Origin of the sequence: uncultured Gimesia sp., from assembly GCF_963972345.1 — a bacterium.
GTDB lineage: Bacteria > Planctomycetota > Planctomycetia > Planctomycetales > Planctomycetaceae > Gimesia.
In genome coordinates, this window is sequence record NZ_CAXAVM010000082.1 from 24092 (window position 1) to 30653 (window position 6562).

General features: G+C 52.7%; 4 protein-coding genes. 3 read left to right on the top strand and 1 reads right to left on the bottom strand.

The genetic code is table 11. The features are described 5' to 3' along the window. Positions 1-35 precede the first annotated feature (35 nt). Positions 36-950 carry a hypothetical protein gene (locus tag AACZ40_RS15055; protein WP_339674868.1) on the top strand — a complete coding sequence of 305 codons (915 nt, stop codon included), beginning with the start codon at positions 36-38 and terminating at the stop codon, positions 948-950. 63 nt (positions 951-1013) lie between these two features. Then, the gene (locus AACZ40_RS15060; protein WP_291174277.1) at positions 1014-1826 is read left to right on the top strand and encodes a hypothetical protein; all 813 of its coding nucleotides are present in this window, start codon (positions 1014-1016) and stop codon (positions 1824-1826) included. A 62-nt stretch (positions 1827-1888) separates the two neighbouring features. On the opposite strand, the gene AACZ40_RS15065 is transcribed toward AACZ40_RS15060, so the two are convergent. Then, positions 1889-5752, bottom strand: coding sequence for a PVC-type heme-binding CxxCH protein (locus AACZ40_RS15065; protein ID WP_291174275.1), 3864 nt, complete (start codon positions 5750-5752; stop codon positions 1889-1891). Between the two features lie 274 nt (positions 5753-6026). Here AACZ40_RS15065 and AACZ40_RS15070 point away from each other — a divergent pair. Beyond that, positions 6027-6562: hypothetical protein (locus AACZ40_RS15070; RefSeq protein WP_339674871.1), on the top strand; the 536-nt coding region annotated here is incomplete at its 3' end.

Below are 6562 nucleotides of genomic sequence, written 5' to 3' on the forward strand. Positions count from 1 at the left end.
ATGAAATCGAGAGAGTTCTACAGCAGGAGACAGTAATGAAACTGATTACCAATAAAGGAAGCAGAAGAAAAAAGATTGCGTTGACGCTGTTGAGTTGCCTGGCGGCAACAGGTTTTCTGATCAACGCAAGTGCCGAAGAACAGCAGAAGTCGCAGGAAGCGACTGCGAAAAAGCCGACGGTGAATGCCATTTCGAAAGCGATCGCGCCGGCAGAACCAAATAAAGTGAAAGAATCAAAGCCGATCTTCTACCCGGCACTCACAACCCGTGAACAGACATTTGAAGTAGCGTTGAAAATGGATACCGATGCCGACTTTGTGGATACACCACTGAAAGATGTCATGACCTACTACAGTGACAGACATAAAGTGCCGATTGTGATCCAGGCGAAAGACCTGGAGCATAACCTGGGAATCACAGCCGATGAACCCATTGATGTTCAGTTCGCGGAAATCAGCCTGGGCGATGCGCTGCTGCAGATCCTGGACCCGCTGGATCTGACATTCATCGTCGATCGGGGGCTGATCCAGGTACTGTCGAAAGAAACTGCTTCCCGCACGTTCAAAACCCGGGTCTACCCGGTCGCCGATCTGTGCATTATCGATGAAGATTACCTGGTGCTTGGCGCCTCCATCCAGAATGCGAACCTGGGTGACTGGAAGCCCGCTCGCATCAATACCCGGTTGAGCAATTCGAATCCCCAACAGGGACAGAAAGGGAGTGGCGGTTCAGGGTTCTTTAATGTTCAAGGAGCCCTGGTCGGCGGATTGGGCGGTGGCGGATTTGGTGGAGGCGGTGGTTCTCTGGCTGCGTACACGAATGAGCCGGGAGGGACGATGTCCGTGGTACAGCAGTCCCATTCGCTGGTCATCAGCCAGACGTATCACGCTCACAATGCGATCGTCGAATTACTGACACAACTCCGTCAGGCACAACAGGACAGTGAATAACAAATCCATTTAAGCATCAGGCAGCTGCGGTCAGTGGCTGCATTCCCACAGGGAGGAACCGTCATGCGCAGAGAACAGAAACAAATGCATTTCCCTTTCGCGTCAGTGGGCATGATGGCCCTGGTTCTCGGATTCTTGACGCTGTCAATTCAGGCCGAAGAAAAAAATGCGACACCGGATAAGATAGCTGAACCACCCAAAGTCGCTGTGAAATCACAGCCCGACTTTTATCCCGCATTGACAAAACGCGAAGAACTGATCGACAGCATGTTGAAGAGGGATACCGATGCGAATTTTCCCAAAGTTCCGCTCTATGAAACAATAGTGTATTTCTCCGAGCTGCATACTATCCCCATTCTGCTGCAGGACAAATATCTGGAAGAAGTCGGCGTCACCCGGGAAGAAATGATCGACGTCAATTTTAAAGATCAATCCCTGCAAAATGTGCTGGATTATATCCTTGAGCCTCTCGATCTGACGTATGTGGTCGACAAGGAAATGGTTCTGGTGACAACAAAGGAAAGAGCCGCGCGGATGTTCAAGACGCGGGTCTATCCTGTGGGCGATTTATGTCGATCCAGTCCCGATGGCTATTCTGCCCTGGAAATGGTGATTCGCAACGCGCGTATTGGGGAATGGAAACCGCAGACGATCAATCAACTGCCTCCCGGTTACGGTACGACAGGAAAAGATCCCTGGGTCGATACCTTTCAGTCTAAAGGGGGAACGATTTCCGTGCATGAACCAAGTAAATCATTGGTGATCAGCCAGACGTATCATGCACACGAAGCGATTCTGAAACTGTTACAGGATCTGAGACTAGCCCAGGCAGCGCAGAAGAATTCCGCAGATCGTAGTGCAGATCGCAGCTTTTAAGAAACCGATGCATAAAAAATGAAGCAGGCCGAGGGGACCAGCCCGCTCCATTTTTATGCTCGTTATTTACCGCCGTTCGGTGTGCGGCTCATGATATAGTTGAAGAGGTCTTTCACTTCCTGATCGCTCATGGTTTTGGTCAGTCCGTCGGGCATCAGAGACAGATCCAGCGCTTTGAGGATTTCGATCTCCTCTTTATTGATGAGCACGGTCTGCCCTTTGACATCCCGCAGTGTGAGTGTTTTGGTGGTCTGCTCATCAATCAGACCTGTCACCGTCCGCCCATCATCTGTGACGACCAGGAAGTTGGTGAACTCTTCACGAATGGCGGCACTCGGATCAACGACAGCCAGCAGCATGAAGTCCAGGTTGTCGCGTTCGTAACCTGTCAGCTTAGGACCGGCTTTGCCCCCTTCGCCATACAGAGTATGACAGACGGCACACGTTTTATTAAACAGGACTTTCCCGGCTGAGAATTCACCGCCACCCGCTTTGACCAGTTCGGCGACCCGTTTCATTTCCTGCTGTTTTTCAGCGGGAGTGGAGCCGCGAACTTTACCCCAGTGCTTTTTGATACTGGCTTTGATGTCCGGGTCATCGTGCAGAGACATCTGCTGCACGACATCCAGGGGAATCGTATTGGCCTTGATTCGCCAGGCGTCGATTTCGGAGAGGAACTGTTTGCTCCAGGCTTTGCGGCTGGCTAACACCCGCTGAGCAGTACTGCGGACGTCGTGCTCGTCGAGCAGGGTACTGTGGTAGCGACCCAGAATACTTTTGCCGATGCTCGGATTTTCAAAATTCATCAGCGCCTGCAGTGCGACCCGCTTTAACGAGTGGGTATCGGCTCCCGATGAAGAAAGGATAGCCGTCAAGGGACCCACTGCATCTTTTACTTTCAGCTGACCCAGAATTTCAATGTATGTCAGACGAGTCGGACGATCCGCGTTTTTATCGGCAACGATTTTGATCGCACGCTGGGTCGCTTCCTTGTCACCCAGTCGTAATGCCAACGCAAGATCCGATTCTCCCAGGCTCTTCTGATATTCTGCCAGGCCTTTGCTGAGTTCTTCAGGCAGGTTGTCGATCTTCTGGCCGCGAAATGCTTCCAGCATGCCTACCATCAGCTTTTCTTTATCCTGATCGGAGGGAGCCAGCTTAAGCAGCTTCGCGCACATGGCATAGTTTTCATCGCCGCCCGCCATCGCGTAACGCTGCATGATGCGTTCCAGAATGAAATCCTGCACCATCTGAACTTTCCAGAAGTCCGGCTTGGAAAACAATTGTAATACCAGCTCCCGGTCGGACGTCGCCTTGCTTTCGAGGGCCCACCATAACAGGAGAGGAATATGCAGGTCCTGCAGATCCTCCTCCCGCTGCAGCAGTTCAGCGGTGATCGCGAGTCCGGATTCCGCGGGAAGTCGTTTGGCCGTTGAAGCCAGTTGTGAACGCACTTCGGCGTAAGGTTCTGTTTTCGCGAGACCGACCAGGGACGCGGTCAGTTTTTTCGAAGTTGTGTGTGAATCGCCGAGCAGACGGATCGTCCAGCGACGCATGTGTTCATCGCGGTGTCCCAACAGCTCCAGCGCCAGTTCTTTGTTGAACGCACCTAATTGATTCAACGCCCAGAGTGCTTCCAGGCAGCGATCCTCGTTCTGGTCTTTGGCAATCGCCAGCAATGCGGGAACCATCGACGTGTCGCCACGTTCGCCGATGACCTGGACGGCTTTCTGGCGGAACCACTTGTTTTTGTGTCCCATGGTTTCGAGCAGTTCCGCATTGGTTAATTTGGAAAGATCGAACGGCTTGAGGGGTTTATAATCGGTTGGTTTGAGCCGATAGATCCGACCGCTGGTTTTGTGCCAGTTGTCGCGGGGGTCGACGTGTGTCAGGCGACTGTCGTACCAGTCGGCGAGGTACACACTGCCATCGGGGCCCACCTTGATATCGACGGGACGGAACCAGCGATCCTGCGTCATCACGATCGGTGGCATGTCTTCTGTGCGATAAGTGGATGTATCGGGAATCAGATTGCTGGCCATCACGCGGTTATGCAATGAATTTGCTGCGAAGACGGCACCATTGTATTTGGCGGGAAATGCGCCCCCTTCGTAAATGGAAAAAGTCTGGCTGAAGCGTTCCTGGTAACCTTTGTGCCGCATGTGTTCGTAATAACCAAAGGCGAACGGGTTGGTCAAAGGACCATGTTTGCCCCAGTTCTTATGAGCGTAGCCCCCTTGCGCATAATGCATGCCGCGGGTGCCGCCGTTATTCGTGCCTGAGAAGACGCGACCTTTGGAATCGATTTCCACACTGAAGGTATTCCCGCCCCCTTCGGCATAGATTTCGAAGATTTTAGTTTCGGGGTGATAACGCCAGATCATCTGACCTTTGAAGTGCACATTTTTCGTGACAGCTGAACTGACAGTTCCCGTGGTCGTACTGCCGTTGGCACCATACAGCCAGCCATCAGGACCCCACTTGATGCTGTTGGCAACGGAGTGGGTGTCTTCCAGACCAAAGCCGGACAGATGCACTTCAGGATCGCCGTCAGGAATGTCATCGCCGTCGGCATCGGGATAGAACAGCAGGTAAGGAGGATTCAAGACCCAGATGCCGCCTTTGCCCACCGTGACTGCGGAGACAATATTCAGACCGGTAATCACGTCTTTGATTTTATCAAACGTACCATCGCCGTCGGTGTCTTCGAGGACCGAAATCTTGTCGGCCCCTTTGAAGTGATTCGGCGGTGCGGGGGGGACCTTATCGAAGACGGCCCGCAGGTACTGATCGTATTTGACGACTTTCAGGCCGGCGGGGAACGGGTACTGCAGATATTGTACGACCCACATCCGGCCGCGATGATCGAAGCTGAGATAGAGGGGCTGCATGACTTCGGGTTCCGCAGCGATGCTTTCCATTTCAAAGTCTTTGTGAACCTGAAACAGTTTAACCGCCTGTTCGGGAGGAGTCGGATCCGATTCATCGCCGACTTCACCTTTGCCTTTGAAGGCTTTCATGACTTTGTCAACCTGCTCGTTGGCGGCGACATTTTTCTTGAAGCGATCGCGGGTGATTTTGCCGGCAACATCCACCTGGGGTGGTTCTTTTTTGAGACACCAGTAGATGGCGTTCACCAGGGTGTGCGTAAACGTATTGATTTTGAAATCGCCCGGGTGTCCGAGTGACGTGTAGAATACCAGTGATTTTTTATAGCGGTTCGTCCACGCGACAGGCATATGGACCGGTTGCCCATCCACGTTGGACAGGCCGATCAGTAATGTCTTTGTCGAACTTTTGAGGTTCGTGCTTTTATACATCGAACCTTCACTGCGGAAATATTTATTGCGGACACTCGCCATGATCGGGTCCTGCTCGGCCCGCAGCTGGGTGGTTACATCGGTCGGTGTTTTATTACCAAAGTCACCCGCGTATTCGCCTCCCAGCACTTCCGTGTCAAAGTTTTTCCACTCGACATAACCTTCTGCCGGTTCCCCTTTGCTGAGCGAGAAGCCGTGGCTCGAAGTGCGAATGGCGACCAGCGGTTTGCCGGCATCGAGGTAATCGCGGAGCAGTTTCATCTGGGCGGCCGGTAAAGTTTTTCGACGCACGCTCAGGAACAGCAGGTCCGCATCTTTGAGTGATTTCAGGCCGGGAAACGAATTCGGGTCCTCTTTGTCGGCGAAGACAAACTCGGTTCGAAATCCGAGAGGCTGCAGGTGCTCCCTGGCAAAAGCAGGCAGGCTCTCAGCTGTCTTATAACCTTCTTCACCGATCACAAACACAATCAGAGGCTGATCCGCGGGAGTGGCTGCCTTGTTGGCATCGGCCTGTTCTTCAGCCGAGAGAGGGATCACACCCAGACTGCAGAAACTCAGAAAAACAAACAGCGAGAGCGCGTGCTTCAAAATCACTCTGTTGCACATGAGGACTATTTCTTTGCGAGGTAAAACTAAAGGAAATTAAAAAAGGGTGGTGCTTCATAATAACAGCCCTCTGAATGCAATGTCACCCGTCAAAAGTAATTTTTTGCGAAGAAGCGTTCACTTTACTGATCGGAGTCTGGTCGAATCCAAATGTGGCTTAAGCCTTTTCTATAAAGAGAGATAAACAAAATAATCTCGTTTCGTTCGCACCCGGTTTCTGATAATTTGAAAGGAACTGTTTCCCGGTGTTTCAGATTGAGCTGGATCCATCTACATGTCTCGAATTTATCAGCTGGTCTTCATTCTCTCACTGCTTTGCGGCAGCTGGCTGGCAATGATGGGGGTGCACGAACTGGGACATGTTCTGGGAGGCATCTTCACGGGAGGTTCGATTTCGCGGGTGGTGCTGCATCCGCTTTCCGTTTCGCGAACCGACCTGTCGATCAATCCCGCGCCGGGACTGGTTGTCTGGGCGGGACCACTGCTGGGAGTGCTGCTGCCATTGTTGTTTTGGCTGGTGGGACGAGTGCTGCGGGTTCGGTTTGTTTCGCTGCTCCAGTTTTTTGCCGGGTTCTGCCTGATTGCGAACGGAGCTTACATTGCCGGCGGCTCACTCGACGGCATCGGTGATTGTGGCGTGATGCTGCAGACGGGCACGCCTTTGTGGATGATGTGGGGCTTTGGGCTGTTGACCGTTCCCGCCGGTTTCTGGCTCTGGCATCGGCTCGGTTCATTGCAGGACTGGTGGCGGCATCCGGAACGCGTTTCCGATCAAAGCGCCTGGCTGATGTTACTGGCCGTGGCGGCGCT

Coding starts and splice junctions, on each gene's coding strand:
- AACZ40_RS15055 (WP_339674868.1), top strand. CDS start 36: ATGAAACTGATTACCAATAAAGGAAGCAGAAGAAAAAAGATTGCGTTG.
- AACZ40_RS15060 (WP_291174277.1), top strand. CDS start 1,014: ATGCGCAGAGAACAGAAACAAATGCATTTCCCTTTCGCGTCAGTGGGC.
- AACZ40_RS15065 (WP_291174275.1), bottom strand. CDS start 5,752: ATGTGCAACAGAGTGATTTTGAAGCACGCGCTCTCGCTGTTTGTTTTT.